General features: G+C 51.0%; 13 protein-coding genes and 1 tRNA gene. 4 read left to right on the forward strand and 10 right to left on the reverse strand.

Annotation, left to right across the window (positions count from 1 at the left end; genetic code table 11):
• Nucleotides 1-86: 86 nt before the first annotated feature.
• The 4 genes from BUC02_RS08380 to dxr all read right to left on the reverse strand — a co-directional run bounded on the left by BUC02_RS08380 (nucleotide 87) and on the right by dxr (nucleotide 7,629).
• Nucleotides 87-3,035 carry a glycoside hydrolase family 44 protein gene (locus BUC02_RS08380; RefSeq protein ID WP_073321279.1) on the reverse strand — a complete coding sequence of 983 codons (2,949 nt, stop codon included), beginning with the start codon at nucleotides 3,033-3,035 and terminating at the stop codon, nucleotides 87-89.
• Nucleotides 3,036-3,174: 139 nt separating this feature from the next.
• Nucleotides 3,175-5,010: a glycoside hydrolase family 9 protein gene (locus tag BUC02_RS08385; protein ID WP_073321282.1), complete on the reverse strand. Its 1,836-nt coding sequence runs from the start codon at nucleotides 5,008-5,010 to the stop codon at nucleotides 3,175-3,177.
• Between the two features lie 100 nt (nucleotides 5,011-5,110).
• Nucleotides 5,111-6,376, reverse strand: coding sequence for an alpha/beta hydrolase (locus tag BUC02_RS08390; protein WP_254794158.1), 1,266 nt, complete (start codon nucleotides 6,374-6,376; stop codon nucleotides 5,111-5,113).
• A 104-nt stretch (nucleotides 6,377-6,480) separates the two neighbouring features.
• Entirely contained in the window at nucleotides 6,481-7,629 is a 1,149-nt protein-coding gene (gene dxr, locus BUC02_RS08395; RefSeq protein ID WP_073321285.1) for a 1-deoxy-D-xylulose-5-phosphate reductoisomerase, read from the reverse strand.
• A gap of 55 nt (nucleotides 7,630-7,684) precedes the next feature.
• Between dxr and BUC02_RS08400 the strand changes: the two genes are divergently transcribed.
• Complete coding sequence (locus BUC02_RS08400) at nucleotides 7,685-8,155, forward strand: hypothetical protein (protein ID WP_073321288.1); 471 nt, start codon at nucleotides 7,685-7,687, stop codon at nucleotides 8,153-8,155.
• Between the two features lie 231 nt (nucleotides 8,156-8,386).
• Here BUC02_RS08400 and dacB read toward each other — a convergent pair whose 3' ends face one another.
• From dacB to aroA, 3 genes are read right to left on the reverse strand one after another with little or no spacing between them, the layout of a single operon-like run.
• The gene (gene dacB, locus BUC02_RS08405) at nucleotides 8,387-10,522 is read right to left on the reverse strand and encodes a D-alanyl-D-alanine carboxypeptidase/D-alanyl-D-alanine endopeptidase (protein WP_073321291.1); all 2,136 of its coding nucleotides are present in this window, start codon (nucleotides 10,520-10,522) and stop codon (nucleotides 8,387-8,389) included.
• Nucleotides 10,523-10,526: 4 nt separating this feature from the next.
• Nucleotides 10,527-12,098 carry an extracellular solute-binding protein gene (locus BUC02_RS08410; RefSeq protein ID WP_073321294.1) on the reverse strand — a complete coding sequence of 524 codons (1,572 nt, stop codon included), beginning with the start codon at nucleotides 12,096-12,098 and terminating at the stop codon, nucleotides 10,527-10,529.
• 34 nt (nucleotides 12,099-12,132) lie between these two features.
• The gene (gene aroA, locus BUC02_RS08415) at nucleotides 12,133-13,464 is read right to left on the reverse strand and encodes a 3-phosphoshikimate 1-carboxyvinyltransferase (RefSeq protein WP_073321742.1); all 1,332 of its coding nucleotides are present in this window, start codon (nucleotides 13,462-13,464) and stop codon (nucleotides 12,133-12,135) included.
• A 50-nt stretch (nucleotides 13,465-13,514) separates the two neighbouring features.
• Between aroA and BUC02_RS08420 the strand changes: the two genes are divergently transcribed.
• Complete coding sequence (locus BUC02_RS08420; RefSeq protein WP_073321296.1) at nucleotides 13,515-14,276, forward strand: acyl-[acyl-carrier-protein] thioesterase; 762 nt, start codon at nucleotides 13,515-13,517, stop codon at nucleotides 14,274-14,276.
• 24 nt (nucleotides 14,277-14,300) lie between these two features.
• Here the strand turns inward: BUC02_RS08420 and BUC02_RS08425 are convergent, their stop codons facing one another.
• Both BUC02_RS08425 and BUC02_RS08430 read right to left on the reverse strand, forming a co-directional pair.
• Nucleotides 14,301-15,134, reverse strand: coding sequence for a PDDEXK family nuclease (locus BUC02_RS08425; RefSeq protein ID WP_139261079.1), 834 nt, complete (start codon nucleotides 15,132-15,134; stop codon nucleotides 14,301-14,303).
• Nucleotides 15,135-15,521: 387 nt separating this feature from the next.
• Nucleotides 15,522-16,469, reverse strand: coding sequence for a ComEC/Rec2 family competence protein (locus tag BUC02_RS08430; RefSeq protein ID WP_139261080.1), 948 nt, complete (start codon nucleotides 16,467-16,469; stop codon nucleotides 15,522-15,524).
• Nucleotides 16,470-16,599: 130 nt separating this feature from the next.
• On the opposite strand from BUC02_RS08430, the gene BUC02_RS08435 reads away from it, so the two are divergent.
• Together BUC02_RS08435 and BUC02_RS08440 are read left to right on the forward strand one after the other, a co-directional pair.
• A complete protein-coding gene (locus BUC02_RS08435) occupies nucleotides 16,600-16,965 on the forward strand; it encodes a hypothetical protein (RefSeq protein ID WP_073056119.1) in 366 nt (121 codons plus the stop codon).
• Between the two features lie 81 nt (nucleotides 16,966-17,046).
• Nucleotides 17,047-17,120, forward strand: a tRNA-His gene (locus BUC02_RS08440).
• 62 nt (nucleotides 17,121-17,182) lie between these two features.
• Here the strand turns inward: BUC02_RS08440 and BUC02_RS08445 are convergent.
• Nucleotides 17,183-18,739: a hypothetical protein gene (locus BUC02_RS08445; RefSeq protein ID WP_073321302.1), complete on the reverse strand. Its 1,557-nt coding sequence runs from the start codon at nucleotides 18,737-18,739 to the stop codon at nucleotides 17,183-17,185.
• Nucleotides 18,740-18,907: the final 168 nt, after the last annotated feature.

The raw sequence follows: 18,907 nt of genomic DNA on the forward strand, positions 1-18,907 counted from the left end.
AAGCCTGCAAACGGTCCTACAAAAGCGCGTTTACAGGCAACAATGTATCAATTGTATCGGGCAATATTCCTAACCCGAGGATTCAATTATCTCAACCGGCGGAGGCCGCGGGGCATCGGCACCTCTTCACCATCTTCGCCGAGCAGGTAGATGTTGTCGAGGCTAATGTAGCCCGTGCCGCTATGGCGAGCGCGCCAAGAGAAGTTCTTGATTTGCTTCGGGTCGAGTTGCGGAATAGTCTTGCCCCAGCCTTCCTGTTTCATATTTTCCCAGATGAGCGTGTCACGCATCCAGGAGCCGCGAGTGTTCTTGAGGCGGATCATGAATTCATCGTAATCCTTGACCTGTTCGCTTGCGATTTGCACTTCGAAATAGCCATCGGGATTGCTATGGTTCGTGGCGTAGTCGAACACGATACCCACGGAATTGTGAACTTCTTCGGGAATCACGTAGTAGGCGCCCGCAAAGTTCGGCCAGCCCTGCGTAGGTGGCTGCTCGATCATAAAGTCGTGGCGGATAAAGCCACCGTGCGGAGGCGCTCCGTTAAAGACCTTTGCACCGATAGTCGTTGCGTTGTCGCCGTTAGCGACCGGGAACCAGTCGACTGCATCGAGGCCGTTATCAAAGTTCTGCATCACGTGCGTGGTACGGTAAGCGCCGCGAACGCGGAACGGAATCCTGAGCACCGAGACCTTGCCGCCCAAGCCCTGAACCGTCACCTGGATTTCGCGAGCAGAAGGATACACATCTTCGGGAATCGGGATTTGCACATGGAAACTTTCGATAGAAGCGTTCCACTTGCCGTCATCGGGAACGGCGTTCTGCAAGACCATACCGCGCTTGCCCCAATTGCCAACCGTCACGGCGCCGTTTGTAAGCTGACCATTTTCCTGAATTGCCGTCACGAACAAGTCGATCGTATCGCCTGCCATCAGGACCTTTTTTTCGAGAGAGGCTGCCAAGAACTTCGGCTTCGCGGCCTGCGCCTTGGTCGCTTCGCTCAAGCCCACCACCTTCGGATTGACTTGCACGACGGCAAGTCCAAACGGCGGCACCGTAATGTCCTTGCTCTTGCTCGGGTTAATGCGGCGGCCGCTCGGGCCCATTTTCGGGTACGGATACGCCTTCTGCGTAGTGCCCACCCACTTGAACTGATCTTCGCCAAAGATTTCGACCTGTGTACGCACCAGGTCGCCCTTGCCGACTTCTTTAGAATTGCCCTTGACGCTTGCGCGGTCAATCTGCACCACCTGCGGGGCATCACTCAAGTTCACGATCATCACACGGGCTGAATCACCTTTGCCGATTGCGTAGGCTTCAATATCGGGGCTCGTCGATTCTACAGGCAACACCGCATAACCGTTTTCAAGGAAATCCATGTAGGTCATGTAAATGCCGTAGTATTCCGCCGTCGGCTCCAGAGACTTCCAATAATTCCAGGAGCCTTCCTTGGCGAGGGCCGTCATGCTAATGGTTCCCCAAGTGTCATCGGGGCCTTTGAACAAATTACCGAAGGCATCCCACGGAAGCACCTGCAAGCGATTTCCAAAACGCATGGCATGCTGAGCAAAGATGCTTGCCACGGCAGCGGCCTGCGGATAATCCATCAGCAGGCTAAAGCCCTGCACGCAGGTACTGAATTCCGAGAGGAATACGCCGCGTTCACCTTCGAGATGGCGTTTCATCCACACATTGAGCGTATCCATATTCGGGCCCACATCGAGCATGGCCTTGAGCATATCGGCAGGCTTCGGTTCGTTGGGCGTCCAGTACGGGTAATTGTGCAAGTCCACCACGTCGAGGTAACGCTTGCCGTCTTTCTTTTCGGCCTCGCCCACAATGCGCAAGAATTCTTCCATCCAGTACTTGCCATCGAGCAAGCCGGCGCCCTTCTGCAGCATTTTATGCGTGCTGAACAGCGGGCCATGCAGAACGATTGTCGAATCAACAGCCTTCATGGCGCGGGCGTATTCCAGGAATCGTGCGGCGTAATGCCTTGCCGAAATCGGGCCGGATTCTTCCCATTCGCCGTCGAGTTCGTTGCCGATTTGCCACTGCTTAATGTTGTAGCCTTTTACTTTATTTGCATAACGCACCCAGGCGGCAGCTTCTTTCGAAGTTCCGGTTCCCGCATTCACGCAGATAACGGCTTTTGCGTTCGGAAGCGTCTGGATGTACTTCATGAATTCTTCAAAATCCCACTTGATGTCGGTCCAATCGGTGCGGGCCTTGTCGCCATTGCGGGTAGACATCGCGTAGAACTTGTAGTTGTTACCGCCGAGCAAGTCGGTTTCGCCGCTATAAAGTTTCATCTCGCGAATCTGCACACCCTTGCTAGGCAAATCAGCAGTCTTGAAGCGAATGGCCACATAGCGGCTGCGGAATTTAGACTTGTACTTGGTGGTCGCGCCATTCACCTTGACCACTTTTTCAAGTTTCAGTTTGTTTTCGAGCGCCTGGTGCACACCCGGATATTCGGCGTAATCTTCGGTCCAGTAGGCGATTTCAAAAGCCTTCGGGCGAAGCGTTCCCCAATCGATTTCCAACGAATCAACATCGACCTTTTCCGGAAATTCCACCACGACCCAAGGCGGGTCCACCGGGTCCAGGATTTCGCCCCACCACATGGTTTCCATATTGCCGTCGGCCAGGTGACTGCGACGCACAAAGCCGTAGTTGTCCTTGGTGGTGCCGCGGTAAATCGTTTCGCCCAAGAAACCGCGCGCCCACTTGGTTTCGTCGGCGGTCCAGAGGCCAGTGCTATCGTAGCTACCGATACCATTCCAGTGGTAATCATTGGAAAGGCTGCCATTCGGGAAACGGAACAGCGTGTAACCGCCATCGACCAAAGCAGAAGTCATGTCGTAATAACGGCTCGGCGGATTCCAAATCGCCAAGTCCGCAGACATCATGTTTTCTTTATTGATAACGACACCCGGATGCAAGTCATCGACCTTGATGACATTCTGGGCGGCAAACGCGGAAGCACAAAGCGAAAGCCCCGCTGCGGCAGCAAATACAAAATGATTTTTCATAAAAACCTCAAAACAAATATAGTAGGAAGTTAGAAGTAGGAAGTAGGAAGTAGGAAGAAAAAGGAAATGCCCCTGAACAAGTCAGGGGCAAACCATTCAAATTCGGCGCGGTATCTGTCTACTGCCTACCGTCTACTGTCTACTTAACCTGATGACCCTTCAGGTTGAAGCGCTTGCCGTTCTTTTCGACATAGAGCTTCTGGTCAACAAAGCGGAGCTGCGGGCCCTGCTTGGCGTAAGCCCTGCGAGCGACCTTGGGCTTGATTGCATCGGTACCGCGGGCAACACCTTCGGCAGCAAAGCTAGGAGCATAACCGTGGTTGATTGCTTCGATAGCGCCAGCGAGGTATGCAAACGGGGCATTCCAGTTGATAGCCACTTCGTTCGAAGCGTAGCTGCAGTTGTTGTCGACATAAGAGGTTGCCGGGAATCCGGTTCTATAGTCCTTGCATTCCCAAGATTCGGAACCGATGTCTTCGCCACCGGGCTGCGGGCCACCCACAATCATTCCCGGAATCGGAGCGGTCACCTTGTCAGAGGTACTCGGACGATGGTGCGGCTTCTTGGCGGACTTTGTACCAAAACCAGTCAAGAAAGACATGTCGAGCGGATTCTTACCGAGCAGGTAATCCAGCACCTTGACTGCAGCCTGGTAGTACTTGACTTCGCCAGTCAGGTAGTAGGCGTGCAACAGCCATACGCCCTGGTTGCCAGCAACAGCGTTAGAGCCCCACACAAAGTCGTTCTTAGCCATCACGACACCGAAGCCCTTAGTGCTACGATTTGCAAAGTCATCGGCTGTCTTGAGCAAGCTATCCTTTGCAGCCTGAGCTTCGGCACCGAATTCGGTAGCGTGTGTAGCCTGGCCATAAGTTGCAAGGCCTCCGACATCAGCCCAGCTAGGAACGTTTGCGGAAGCCTTGCTCGGCTTGTAAGTTGCATCGCCGGTAGACACGAAGAGTTCCGTGCCGGCAAACATCTTTTCGTCTTCGAGCCAGTTGTCGCCATATTCACCCGTAGCCACATCGGACGGGTTCTTGAAGGCCTTGTTGGAATTCTGCGCACCCCAGGCATAAGCCTTCTTGGCAGCGTCGAGGCACTTACTAGCATAAGTTGCATCGAACGGCTTGTACACACGGGCGGCTACAGCCATCACTGCGGCAAAGTCAAATGTGGCAGCAGTACCCTTGCCGATTACGTAAATCGGATCGATATCGTCTGCCGGCATCACGTCGCCCGGGAATCCGAGAGAAGTCAGCTTGTGGTAAACGCCACCATCGGAGGCCTGCATGGTAAGCATCCAGTCCAAGTTGTACTTGATTTCGGCGAGCAAGTCCGGAAGAGTTCCATCGGCCGGGATGTTCCACTTGAGCGTCTTGAAATAGTCCGGGAAGTGTTCAAACAACGAAAGAAGCGTGTAAGTGGTAATGCCCGAGTTCACAATGTAGCGACCGTAGTCACCGGCATCGTACCAGCCCTTGGTCGAGTTGATAGAACCGGATTCACCGGTAGAGCTATGGAGCTGCACGCTTGCATTGGTATGACCGGCGGCACGCTTCCACTGACCGGCGTAAGATTCTTCCAAAGCCATGGAGGCACGCTGGTAGTAATACCACTTCAAAGATGCCTTGGTGACGTCTTCATAAGTGTTGGCCGCAATCTTGAGGTCCTTGCGAAGTTCCTGACCACCCACCTTAATGGAATAGGTGCCCGGAGTGTTCAAGTCCGAGATATCGACCAACTGCACGTTCTGACCGCTAGGTTCCCAATTCGAAGCCGCAGACGGAGTCACCTTCAAAACGGTCGCACCACTTGCGTCCACAATTTCAACATCGCCGTTACCGTCAGCCAGGGTAAATTCCTTGGCATCACCTACGCGGTAACCAATCTGGTTAATGTACGCTGTGGCAGCAAAAGCCGCCGACGTAAGAGAAAGTACGACAGCGGCATACTGTTTCAAGCCAAATTTCAACATCTCGGACTCCTTAATGAATTATGTAGCTACAAATATACCCCAAAAAAGGCGTAAGAGAGTTCTCTTACGCCAGAAATTGGACACAAGTGTACCCATTGTGTTATTTTTTCGCAAATTTCAAGCTTTTTTGTATTCCAGACGGGAATGAAACAACAATGGCATACGTCCCGGAAGGCAGCCAGGACAGGTCCAAAGCCCCGCGAAAATCGCCCCGCCAGGTTACAGAACCGTTCATGGAGACAATGGCGCAACGGTATTCGCCCCCATTCCCGAAGGCCACCAGCTTGTTACCGACCAAGCCGACATGAGCCAGCTGTTTCCAGTTCGAAGGCAAGCGAGTCTGCATCGAATCGTTATCCAAAGTATCGGTAACCGAGGTATCCGCTACGGAGGTATCAACCTTCGCCGTATCCAAAGGTTCGACAATCTGCGATTTTGCTTCGCGAGCCGTATTGAAGAAACTGATCATTTTGTTCAAGTTTTCGTCGACATACATTTCGTTGCCGCCATGGGTTCCTCCCGACACCGAAACAAGTTCCGTCACGACATTATGCTTTTTCAGAGAATCATAAAGTTCCTGGCTTTGTTCCTTGTTTACAATTTGGTCCGATGTTCCATGGAACAAGATAATAGGCGGGTCGTCTTCGCTGGCATAGTACGGCGAACTGGCTACCATCCACTTATCCTTGTTGCCTTCGCGCTCGGCTCCGATAAAAGCACCTTCGTAAGTTCCGCTGCCCATGAAGTTATTGATAGGATTCATGGTGTAAATATCGGTCGGGGGCGACCAAAGCGACGCCGCATCGATACAGCTACTGAACTTGGTGAACTCCCCCAGGGAGCCCACCAAGTCCACCGTTACGGAACCGGACTTGCCTTCTTTCAAGCCACAGGTTGTAGCGACCAAACTGGAGAGATGTCCGCCCGACGAAAATCCGGACATAGCGATAAACGATGTATCGATTTTGTATTTCGCTGCATTACCACGAATAAAGCGCACTACGGCCTTAAGATCATGCAACTGCGCCGGGTAAATGGCATCGCTTGCAGAACGGTGGTTCGGAGTCACAAGCGCGTATCCGGCCTTCACGAGCGCCGACCCAATCGTATTCAGGTCAGCGGAGCCCTTCATATTATTCATGCTCCAGGCGCTACCGTAAGTGTGAATCACTACCGGATAAGCATCTTTTGTTTCTTTGGGCAGGTAGATATCCAATGTATGGAATGTCTCCCTATCGCCCGCGTAATTCAAGTCGGCGAATTTTTCGGAATACTCCATTTTGCCTTGGCCTTGTTGACCGCCAAAACCTTGCGCAAACGCAGAAACCGCTACCGCGAGGCAGGTCGCCACCACAATCTTATTCATACTCAATCCTTTTCCAAACAGGCAAAATGCCCATAAAGTAATATAAATCAAAAAAGTCGCCCCATTCCGGAGCGACTCAAAATTCTGTTGTACAAGATTACAACTTACTTAATCAGGTCAAGTGTCAGGCGACGGGCTTCGGCGTCGGCTTCGAGCACCTGGTCGAGCGTCAGGTGACCCGTCACGTTCGGGGCACCGGCCATAATGGTTTCCACATGGCGCGGGATATCCGTAAACTTGAGGTTCCCTTTGAGGAAGGTGTCAACGAGAACTTCGTTTGCAGCATTCATCATGGCAGGCACGATACCGTCGCGGCGGCCCGCTTCAAAAGCCAAGGCAAGGCAGCGGAACTTGTTGAAGTCCGGTTCAAAGAAGGTCAGCTTCGCAAGCGTCGGCAGATCAATGCGCTTGGTATCGAGCGGCAGACGGTCGGGCCACGTGAGCGCCACCTGAATCGGAATGCGCATGTCGGGAGCACCGAGCTGGGCCATCAGCGAACCGTCGCGGAACTGCACCAGCGAATGCACCATGGACTGCGGGTGAACCACCACCTTGATCTGGTCGTATGGAATGTGGAAGAGAAAGTGAGCTTCCAAAACTTCGAGACCCTTGTTCATCATGGAAGCAGAGTCGATGGTAATCTTCTTGCCCATGCTCCACACCGGGTGATTCAAGGCATCGGCCACGGTGATGTTTTCAAACTTTTCAACGGGCCATTCGCGGAACGGGCCACCGGATGCCGTAATTTCGAGGAATTCCACTTCGTGTTCGCGCTTGCCGCCTTCGAGGCACTGAAAGATTGCGCTGTGTTCGGAATCGATCGGCGTGATGAAGGACTTCGGATTTTCGGCAAGCTTGTCCCAAATGACGGGGCCTGCCATGACCATTGTTTCTTTGTTTGCAAGAGCCACATGCTTGCCGTGTTCAATAGCAGTAATCGTCGGGAGGCAACCTACGGCACCCATCAACGAGTTAATGATGATATCGGCCTTCGGGTCAGCGGCGAGTTCGCACAGGCCTTCCATACCGGCGAGCACCTTCATACCGATTTCTTTTTCAAGTTCCTTCGCAGCATTCGGATCGAACATGCACACGCGTTCGACCTTGTACTTGCGCACGATTTCGGCAACTTTGGCCACACTGCTGTTGGCCGCAACAGCGTAAAGATTGAAGATATCGGAATGCTGGTGGATGACATCGACGCTAGAAGTACCGATAGAACCGGTCGCACCGAGAAGAACTACGTTTTTCATTTTGAAGCCTCTTTTTTATACAGCTAAAAAGATAAAAAATATCTATAATTTAAACATGCTCGCAAACGAAGTTAACGCCCTGATTAAAAAGCTCTCCCCGTTCATGGAAGAGGATTCGGAAATTTTCCGCGAGCTCATGACGTTTTTCGGGCAAGGTTCCAAGATTGACGTTCACCACGGCGACCTCTCTAAATTCCTGGGTCACAAGCGCCTTTACCGCGTGATCCGTCTGAAAGGCGAAAGCTACAAGGACTGCGTTTACCAGCTGGTGGACAACTATCCAGAATCGATGGAAGCGCTCGGAATGCTGCGCTATTACAAGGCACCCACAGGTCCCGTGCGCTGGGAAGAGGTAGAAGCCGCCGAAATTGCCATTGGCAAGGAACTCACGATGGCCACCTACGGTTGGATGCCGGATGCATGGACTTTGTTCGAAAAGGAGCCGCAGGGTGATGAAGGCGGCGAGCACACTAACGCGGGCGAGCACGAACTCGTCGCGATTCTTGCGTTTGATTTAGGGGAATAATCGCGACTTATAAAAGGAGATGACTCCCCGTTGCCGAGGATCATATCCTCTGTGTGGCTCGGCACTTTAGTGCCGCAACCAATTTATTATGACAACACAGCCACCGATGTAACTTGGCTTCATAATACTCCGAACTTTGTTCGGTTAGTATTATGCCAAGGTACTCTAAGCAGCAAAGCTGCAAGTGGCTATTGAGGTCAAGCCCGGCATGACAAAGAAAGAACACTCGACTTATTGTTTCAGGAATTCGAACAGCGTAATTCCCGGAAGCTTGCCCTTGCGGCTCGCCAGGTAGTCTTTCAGCGAAAGTTCAACCACGTGCTTTTTCCACGCAGCATGGCGCAGCTTCGGAAGTTCACCGTTGCGGAAAATCACGAAGCCCGTATGCGTCGCATCCAAGTCATTTGCACTTGCGACAAAGGCAACCCCCGTCACCATCAGAGGGCCGGCATAAGGTTTTGAAGCCATTTCTACCGCACGATTGTAAGGCAAGTAGCGCAAGTCCATCGGAGCATCCGGAGTTTCGTACTTGATCTTTTTCGCCTTGAAGAAATTCTGCTTGGGCAACGTGCGTTTTACGACCGTATCGCCCGGCACCTGCATCACGCGAGCAAACTTGCTATCGCTCACCCAGTCGGCCAGCAGGTAATGTTTGCGGTTCACGTAACCGATTTTACCGTCCTTGTAGCGGATCTTTTGGAGCATATTGAAAATTTCGTTTTCGTTCGGCGACAAGGCCATCGCAAGAACATGTTCCAAATACGTCACGCAGTCGACCGAATCCATGTACACCAGCGGTTTGTTTTCGATAGAATCCAGATAGCTTTCGCCCATGGGGCCAAGTTTGTATGGGGTTCCCTTCATGAGGCGGGAGAAATATTCGAGCCTTGCGGTAAGTCCTGCCACATTTTGAGCACCGAGCCACATCTGTTTCATTTTCATGAACGAAGCGTAACTGTCATTTGCACGATAAACGAGACGAGTCCACAAAGTATCGAGCGCATCTTTGAGTTGCGCGTCAGGATTCTTGCCCGTTTCGTTCAAGTACATGGCCACCGCAAGGGTATCGCCATCGAGCGTATAAATGTAGCCTACCAGGCCGTGGACTTCGCCGATAAAGCCAGTCTTGAATCGAGTGAGCCAGGGGTACGGCAAATCAAGCATGCGCTTGCCGCCGGTACCGATTCCGGGGCCCGCAAAGCTGTTGATGTAGTAGCTACCCTTGGGGTGGCGCGCCATCTTTGCAAGCAACTTGGTCTCGGTAGAAGGCTTCACCTTGTTCTTGGGCGAAAGTCCGCAACCGTCCCAGACTTCGAAGTCGGTAGAATCGATCCCCATTTCGGCAAGGAATTTCATTTCCATCGCGCGGCCGCTTTCAACACTTCCGACACCTGTTTTTTGGGCGCCCAAATTGCGGAAGATCGTTTCGGCATGCAAGTTCTGACTGCGTTGATTGATTTCGTCGAGAATGCTGAGGAACGGTGCCGCCGAATATGTATAAGAGGCAATCTGGATTCCCTCCTGCACATTGGGCTGCTCCTTGAAGGCAATTCCGCGTTCCTTGAGAGAGTGAATGAAGGCGGCCTTAAAGTACGCAATCGGGTTACGTACCGGGAGCACCAGCTGACTGGAATCCACGCCGATACCGATGGCGCCACCTATCGTGATTTCGGGCTTTGCAGAATCGAGCGCCCAAGTCCACTTGCGCTTTTTACCCGGAACCGTCACCATTTCATTTTTCAAAACGACATAGCCAACGTCAGGCACCACTTCGGCACGGGCCAGCTCGCCCACCTTTGTGCCCGGTTTAAAGCGAATCATGGTGCAGTTGTCGTTAAATCCGAGAGGTGCAATTTCGGCACCGTACCACGCATCATAAAAATTCTTGCGCCAGTGTTCAGCGCGCCACGGCCCCTTGTAATAGCTGGAATCCAAATTAATCTTGCCCGAAACGGAATCTATGCCCAAGGCATGAATGGAATCGGCCATTGCATACAGCATGTGGAACGGGTCTGCGTAATAGCGGCCCGAAAAATTCGGATCGCCCGCACCGCGGACATTGATAGAGCCGACAAAAGTCTTTTTGCGCACGCTACCGTTCAGAGAAACTTCGGTCTTGGGCGCGTAATCGAGCGGCAAGTAGTGAACCGCCGCCGCAGTCGTCAAAGTCTTGAGCGTACTTGCAGGCGTAAACTTTTCATCTCCGCGAATGTTACCTAATTCTTGGCCCGTTTTAACCGATCGTATCGAGAGTCCGTAACGGGCGCCAGGCACCACCGAATCCACGTACACCTGGAATGAATCCAATTGAAAATTGGCAAGAGCGACAGTTGTAAAGAATCCAATTAAGGCAAAAATATTTCGCATAATTCTAGCGCTTGCGGAACCGACGAATAGAGAACACCAACAATAACACGACCGCAACAGCTCCCAAAGAAATCACCACAATAAGCCGCAAGCTAAATTCAGGCTGCACGCTGACCGAACCGAAACCCTTTTCGTACTTGGTTTCTTCGACCGGGGTTTCCAAAGCCGCAAGAATACGGTGCTTTACAGCGGATTCCGTTTCGGGGTCTTTGTACCCCAAAATGCCATTGATTTTCTGGTGAGCATCAAACACGTGACTCGCAATTTCTTCGTTCACGGAAGAATCTTGCTTGAGCAATGTACTCGCAATGGCAGACACCATGCTGTTCACCGTCATTTCGATCTCGCTCCATTCCGGAATGTTCTGGCTACTACGGCCATGATTTTCGAGACCGTCAATCAAATGATTGTAGCGAGGATCCTGCATCCAGATTCGAATCAAGCTCTTGTCGGGCGGAATGAAGCCGCACTGTCTAGAATAGAAATCGATATTGTCTGCACGGAGCATGAACAGAAACAAGTCGCGGGCCTTTGCATGCTTAATCGGGTTGCTGTTCTTCGGGAGCGTCAAATGGCTTCCGCCCACAAACGAGAAATTGCCGTACGGGCCCTTGGGACCGGTCACCGTAATCAAGCCGTCTTTGGCGAGCGGGCTATCTCTCAAGCCGCCCATTTCCGTATCGAATTCAATTTTGCGGATCAATTCAGACGTACCAAAAATCATCAACTGTTCGGAACGCACAAAGCGGTCTGCACTCTGGGCCGAATTTTCCTTGAGGTTGTACGGCGATACGTCATGGTCGCGCAACAATTTCAAATAAAAACAAAGTCCCACCAGCGTCAATGGGTCTGCTAGGGCACTGCGGTAACCGCTATCGACTTCTGCAACGAAGTCACCGCCGTAATTCCAGAGGAACGGAGACATCTGCTGATAGCCCGTCCAGTCGTCCTTCACGCCAAATTCAAACGGCACCACCTCAACATCTTGCCGGTTAGTCACCTTGGCTTCCGAAATGGCACGGAGCACTCCAAAGAACTGCGGGTAAGTTTCGATTTCGGAATCATGCAGCCCCAGTTCCAACCAAATGCGTTCGTTCGCGAAGAATCCACGAATGTCGAGGAACCACGGAATCGAGTACACCAGAGTATCGCGACCGATATGGCCAGATTTCATGGCCTCCGGATAAAAGCGACTTGTATCGACAGCGTCTAACAATTCTGTGACAGGGTTAATCATGCCCGCCTTGGCAAAATACGGCACCCAGCTCGAGCCCAGCTGCAACACATCCGGAAAATCGGTCCCCGGGCCAGCTTCGGTTACCAAGACCTTGTTGAGTTCGGCGAAGGCGACTCCCCAATCCACGAACCGAATCTTGACCGGAGTTCCGCTTTGGCGCGTGTACTTTTTCATGAGTTTCTGGAGAGCGGCGCCAGCATTGATATCCTGGTCCATCACCCAAAGCACAAGCGTATCGGGAGGTGTCGGCATGGCCTTCAGTTCCGGCATAGCATGAGCAATCCCGCACAAGGCGAGTGTCATCACAAATAAAGCTATGCCGCAAATACGCTTCTTCATGGTTTTCTCTAAAATACTAATTCACCGTTGTCAGCTAGTGGGCAATTCTCAAAAAGTCTTCAAAGTAGCGCGGATACGTCTTATTAATGCAAGCCGGATCCATAATCTTGATCGGAACACCTCCCAAGGCGACCAAGCTGAAGCACATGGCCATGCGGTGGTCGTTGTAGGTTTCGATTGTTGCAGGTTGCAAGTGTTCCGGAGGCGTAATCGTAATGGAATCGGTCGTTTCGCGGACTTCGGCGCCCACCTTGCGCAGTTCAGCCGCCATGGCCGCAATACGGTCCGTTTCCTTGACGCGCCAGCTGGCAATGCCCGTAATGGTCATGGGGGCGTCGGCGAACAGGGCGAGCACCGCAACCGTCATGGCCGCATCGGGAATCTCGATCGCGTTGAATTCGCCCAGGCTCTTGAGCTTGCCACCCGTGCCAGAGCATTCTGTCCAGTCGGGACCCATGGTAATGTTTGCGCCCATTTTCTTGAGCACGTCGACAAAAGCGATATCGCCCTGACGGCAATCGCTACCCACACCGAGCACGCGCACCTTGCCGCCCGCAATGGCGGCGGCAGCCAGCGGATAGCTGGCCGAGCTTGCATCACCTTCGACCATGTAGTCGCCCGGGGTCTTGTACACGCCCTTGGGCACATAAAATTCCTTCAGATCGGCATGTTTGACTTCGATACCGAACTGTTTCATGACATCGAGCGTCAAGAGAATATACGGAGCCGAAATCAACTCGCCTTCCACATGAATGTGGAGCGGGGATTCTGCATAGGGGGCACAAATCAAAAGCGCCGTCAGGTACTGGCTCGAAATGTTCCCGCGGACAGAGACTGAGCCGCCCTTTAAACCGCGGGCGTTAATACATACCGGCGGGAAGCCTTCGGTTTCCATGTAGTCGATGTCGGCACCAAGCGAGCGAAGCGCATCGACCAAGTCGCGAATCGGGCGTTCCTTCATGCGCTCTTCACCGCTCAGGTGGAACACGCCGCGACCGAGAGCCAAGGCCGCGCACAAAGAGCGCATGGCCGTGCCCGCATTGCCCAGATAGAGACCTGCCACGTAGTTGTCGTTTTCCATCAGGACCGACGGAGCATCGATAGGAGCCCCGTTGCCTTCGATTACGGCTTCGGTAAAGTCTTCGGTCATTTCGGCCTTGACCCCGAGCGCCTTCAAGGCCTCGCCCATGTAGCGCGTATCGTCGCTTTTCAACAAGTTATGCAAACGGGTAGTACCTTCGGCCAAGGCAGACACCAAGAGCACTCGATTGGTAATGCTTTTGGAACCCGGCACGCGAAGTTCTCCGTTATAAGACGACAAAGCAGGAATCTGAATATGACTAGGGCGAATAAAGGGTGTATCCATGGTCATAAATTTATAAATTAAATAAGCTATTAGACTTTATGGAGCATTAAATGATGAGCGAAATCACAGAACTCAAATTCACCGTACGCTTTTCGGACTGTGACGAATATGGCAGACTCAAGCTTTCGCGCCTGTTCCAGTTTATGGAAGAGGCCGCCATCGCTGACGCCGAACGCGGCGGATTTGGCCTGTGGCGTATGATCAAGGCCGGCTACACCTCGGCCATCACGCGCATGAAGGTCCGCATCAATCACACTCCGCTCATGGGCGAAGACCTTCGCGTTTCCACCTGGATCAAAGAGATTTACAAAGACAAAGTTGTCTTGAAGGACTACGCCGTTGTCGATAGCCAAGGTCGCGCCTTGGCCGAAGGCACGTCTTCTTGGATTCTCGTGAACCTGAAGACCGGCTTTGCAGAACCGCCGTCAAACAGTCCGTATCCCTTCCCCATCCAGCTTGAAAAGAGCGCCATGCCCGAAATGCTCTCGGTTTTGCCCATGGGTGAAGACCCGCAATTAGTTTATACGGAACATGCCCGCAACAGCGACCTAGATTTGAACCATCATGTAAACCACTGCCGTTACGTGGAATGGATTCTTGATTGCCTGAGCAAAGAAGAAATCAAGGAACGCGGCATTCGCTCGCTGCAATTGAACTTCGTGAACCAGGTGCCGCTCGGTGCGAACGTAAACATTATCCGCTTCAAGGATACGAACCATCACGTCGTATTCTTCGGCATGAACGCCGACATGGAAAAGAGCCCCACCACGAACCGCTGCCACTTTCAGGCCCGCGTAGGCTTCAGGGAATAATTCCAGGGAACAACAAGCCCTAATTTAAAGCAAATACTGCATAGCAATCTTTTCAATTCTCGTTGCATCCAGCGGGATTTCAGAAGATTCCATTGACACGATCAAGTTTTTTCCTAGAAAATACCCATTGCCTTCAAAACAAGTCACCTTCCACGCCACCTGCGAAGAATAATCCGCATCATCCATCATCCCAAAATGTTCCCACACGAATTCCTGCCGCAAACGAACATTTAAGCAAGTGAAATCAGGATATACCGTCATCGTATTGCGAGACGTTCCCTTTTTATGCCTAATGGCCAAGGGACATTCATACTTGTAAGGGATTTTCAGTCTATACAATGTATCCGCAATCATTGCCTCGGATTTCGAGCGCACCCGTTCGCCGCGAAGAGTCATAATTTCAGGGACATCATCCTCAATTTTTTTGCCCTCATATACACCGGCAAGCCATTGTGCAATATAAGTTTCATCTGACTCATATACAGGCGTCACCAGTTTCTGACGGCCTTCGTGCATACAAGCGTACAGGTTTTCCAAATTCTGCAGTCGGAAACGATTCAAAAAGGAATCAATTAAAAGCCGCCACTTTTTCAATTCGGGCAAGGCTTTCTGGTCATATTCTTTTTGAGCAAGGGCTTTCGCCCGCCCAATTTCATTTACCGGAATATACTTTCCATGTACAGTTGTTCCCTTTGTTACATGAAACCACTGAACTTGATTTTTTCTTCTTGAAAGGCGAAGGCGACCCGCCGGAGCTTTCTTCAAAGCTTTTTCCTTTGCAGAAATCAACGATTGAAGTTGGTCCGCTGCCGTTTGAAGTACCGGCAGAACATTTGCGACACTCAAAATTTCATTCATTTGCATTTTCCTCTTTGAAATTACGAATCTATGGGGGGGGGTGAATACAGGCTAAATGAGCCACAAAGAGACATTTAACCTGTACAAATCCACGATTTCAAACAAATTCACGCTTTTTTTTTCCGACGGCGTACAGGCCACGCAAGCGCAAACCACTCATTTAACCTGTACGCCAAGGCATTTTTAAGACATTTCATCCATTCTCCTTGCAATTTGTACAGGCCAAATGAGCATTCCACTTCTCTTTGGCCTGTACGCAGCCTCCTTTTTTACAACAACACCCCTCCCTAAGCGCGATTTGTACAGGCTAAAGAAACATTTCACATCTCTTTGGCCTGTACAACCACCATTTCGCCTTCATTTTACCACCATTTCGCCTTCCAGAGCCTAATTCTCCGGAACAAGCCCGACTCCTGGCCACATTTCAAAGCCGAAACTCCCGTGCAGGTCGGTGCGGTAGATTGCAGCAGAATCGCCCGCGACAATCCGGAGCTTGTTGACCACCTCGTCTTTGGGGTGGCCGTAGCGGTTGTTTTTACCGACCCCGATTGCCGCATACTTGGGGGCCACCCGCGCGAGGAACAGAAGCCCGCTACTGCCCGCGGAACCATGGTGCCCGACTTGCAGTAAGTCTGCAGACAAGTCGCGCGAGAGTTCCATCAAGCGGTTTTCGCCCGCGGTATCCAGGTCGCCTGTAAGCAAGAATGCGCTTTCACGCCCCGCCTGCGAACCGACCATAGAGCCCATGAGGACCACACTCGCCCGATTTTCGCCAAAGCGCCCGTAGCTTACAGGCCACAGGCATTCGAGCCTTAGCCCCTCGGCAAAGTACACCGTGTCGCCGCGTTCCAGCGTATCTACCGGAATCTTGTACCGCCGCGCCACCGTGTAAACGCTATCGCTCACGAAGCCCACCGCGGTGTCCAGCCCCACCAAGAGGCGCCCGACCTTGAGCCGCCCCGACTCGATTGCCGCGCCCATTTCCATAAACCCACCGCCGTGGTCCCGGTGAAAATGGCTCACCAGCACCCAGTCGAGCGACTTGACGCCTCTCGACGCAAGCGTATCAGCAAGCCCCGCCGAATCGGGCCCGGAATCGTACAGGGCATATCGCCCCTCATGCTCCAGGAGCACCGCGAGCCCCTGCCCCACATCCATAAACGTGATTCGCACCGGCACCGGCTCGCCGTCCCAGCCGCTGTCATAAGTGCAGCCCGACAGCAGCATGCCAAAAAACACGCTCCAAAGCGCCGCACAGAACAGCACCCACAAATAAATCCACCGATTCGCGTTTTGACGCACAGGATTTCTAGAAACGAGCATTTTATCGAACATACGACGACATCCTTTTTTGGAAAAGCCTCTCTTTCCTATACGCCAAAATCGGCAAAACTGTCTGATTTTACCCCCAAAAATGAAAAAGACGGCAAACTTTACTATATTTACCCTTAAACCGAGGTTTTTTATGCAATTACCCAAGTACAAAAAGAAAAAGCGTATCAAGCTGAAAGTCTGTCAGGAACCCGGCTGCGGCCGCGAATTCTGGGGCCACCCGATCGCCAAGTACTGCGAATTGCACCGCGACATCAAGCAGCGCCAGAAGCAGAAGAAGGACGTGGACAACATCGAGTCCAAGAACATCATCTTCCGCCACAACTACACGGAATCCATGGACCTCACCTTCAAGTGCTGCCTCGAAGGCTGCAACGAGATGTTCACTATCCGCGTGTTCCCGAAGCAGTACATTTACCCCCGTTTCTGCGAAGAACACCGCAACGATTTCAAGCGCGCAAACTACCTGCGTATCATTTCCAAACTGAAAAACGACTAAAAATCGGGCTTTTTCGTAAAAAATTGGACCGCCACCCTTGAAAATCGGGGTGGCTTTTTTATATTTGGGCTCACAATCATGGTGGGTGTAGCTCAATTGGTTAGAGTCCCAGATTGTGATTCTGGATGTTGTCGGTTCGAGTCCGGTCACCCACCCTTAAAAAACCTCGCTAGTTTCCTAGCGGGGTTCTTTTTTTTAGTGAGGAGACAAAAGAGCTTTAGTCGTCTTCTTTCTTCGGGGGAATGTAGGGTATATCAAGCGCATTGAGCTTGATGTGGAACTCTATAAGAACAGTATGTACTTCAACATCCGGAGCCACCCCAACAGTATATCGAATCATATATCCTGCAACAGCACTAATCTTATCCGAATCATACTCGTATGCTTCCCCTACACACGTCGTGTCTAGCCAGACTTCATAATGAACGTTCGGATATCGAGGATCGTCCCATTCATCGCCATCCCATATTCTAGCATCATTCCTCACTTTGGAACTCCCCAAACGAGCTATGTCACTCATATTACTTTTGTCATCAAAATTATATTCTGCTTTAAAGGCATCTAGATCCATCAAGTATTCTTCTAAATTCGTTTCTTCATCTTCTCGATCAATTCCTTTGCAACATCCTTTATCCAAGGTTTCAGGAGTATTTTCTTCTAGAACATAATGGTAAACAAGGTCATGAAGTTCGTGCCATTCCTTCGGATGAGATGACTCCTTTGAAGATTCCTCATTTTCTGGGTTGGAGTATTTTTCGCCAAATGATTCTACATATTTTTCGAACTCGGGAACCGCTTCTACGTTTTTCCACGCGGCCACATTTTTGCGAATCGTTTCCAGTTGACCGTTTGCCTTGGCTGATTTAGCCCAATTGGCAATTTTGGTTTTCATTTCGTTATCCCACTCACCCGTTTTAGCATAAGAATCCCCCAACGAGTCTATGCTATAAGTAAGATAAGCTTTCTTGTCTAAATTGGTCTGTGCCGACAAGAGCACACTTGCAGCCAGAAGTGCTGCGTTGCCATCTCCAGGCTTAAGGATATCCAAATCAGCAAAATCACCGACATCGTCTTTAATATCAAACAGCGCAAGGATCTCCTTTTTCGCCAGAGCCCTTGCTTCTGCCACAGGCATTTTCTTTTCTTCCACAAGATACATTATGCGGTCGTATTCAAGCTGCGTAAACACGTTAATATTCACGGTGCTACGTTTTTCCAAATTAACAAAGGCGTGTAGTCGAATGTCTTTGTTCGACTTTTTCCCAGTATGTTCATCTAGATATTTGCCCCATACACTGATTTCAATACATGGAGAAATCGTGTTGAGATTTTCAAGATTATACACTCCATTTTCCACACTACCTTTATAAACATACCCATTGCTTGTTATTCTTAACGTTTTGCAATTAAGTTCCCTGTATTCGACTATAGATTCAACGAACGGGCCTTTCTGCGCTACGCCAGTTAAAGTCATATTCTTAATTGCATATTCTTCGACACTAGAAGAATCCGCTTTTTCGGAGCTTGACGATATTGCAACTTCTTCGGAACTCGAAGACTTCCCTTTTTTATCTTTGCTTGCAACCGAAGACGAAGAAGCGCCCTCGTCGCCGCCGGATTCCACGTCCTCGATATATTCTTCCAAGTCTTCCCCGGCAACACTGCTGCTTTCGCTGGAGCAGCCCGTTACCACCAGAGACGTGCAGAGGTACATTGCCGAAACAGACAACAGGCCCACGCCAAGAACTTCATACCATTTGTTTTTCTTTTTCATTTTCCCTTCTTTGTTGGAGTGTTTTTCACATCCCTCACACTTACAAATATAGGTAGATTTTAAGCTATTGGAACACAAAATTAGCGTTTTTCTTCAAATTTTACAGTTTTTATAGAAAATACTAAAAATTTAATAATCTAGAATACAAAGCAAGTATTCCAGGAATAC

This window comes from Fibrobacter sp. UWOV1 (genome assembly GCF_900142495.1).
Lineage (GTDB): Bacteria > Fibrobacterota > Fibrobacteria > Fibrobacterales > Fibrobacteraceae > Fibrobacter.